The organism is Paraburkholderia ultramafica, assembly GCF_902859915.1.
GTDB lineage: Bacteria > Pseudomonadota > Gammaproteobacteria > Burkholderiales > Burkholderiaceae > Paraburkholderia > Paraburkholderia ultramafica.
On sequence record NZ_CADIKK010000175.1, the window covers coordinates 1 to 521 of the forward strand.

The 521-nt window shown below is 59.3% G+C and carries 1 protein-coding gene; it reads right to left on the reverse strand.

Going from position 1 to position 521, the window contains the following annotated elements:
• A partial coding sequence (locus HV744_RS36745) for an IS110 family transposase (RefSeq protein ID WP_175154110.1) occupies positions 1 to 386 on the reverse strand: 386 nt, incomplete at its 3' end.
• Positions 387 to 521 lie beyond the last annotated feature (135 nt).

Genomic DNA, 521 nt, shown 5'->3' on the forward strand with positions numbered 1-521 from the left:
TTCACCAGCTGCTCTCGCATCCGGTGCAGTCCGAGTACCGCCTGCTGCGTTTCCGTCTTCACCGCGACCGATTTGCCCGGCTGCTGCACCGCCATCCAGATCGCACGCGCATCGGCTGCATCATTCTTGTTGCCCATCACGAATGCCTTCACGAACTTCCCTGGCATCAGCTTCACCTGATGGCCCATCGCCGTGAGCTTGCGCGCCCAGTGCTGCGAGCCGCCGCAGGCTTCCATCCCGATCAGGCACGGCGACCGGTTCGCAAAGTGCTCGAGAAACGCCACACGCTTGACCGGTTTGTTCACGATCTCGCCCGTTTCCGCGTCGATGTAGTGGAGCTGCATCACGCTCTTTGCAATGTCCACACCTACTGTCGTAAATTTCATGTCGGACCCTCCGGTTTGCCTGTGAAGATCTGCATGATCTTCCACCTTGGGCACTTTGATGCCGTCGGCCCGTGAGGGTCCACCTTCCTTCTTCGCTTCCACCGCTCACGGGTGGGAGGCGTTCATATCATTCTT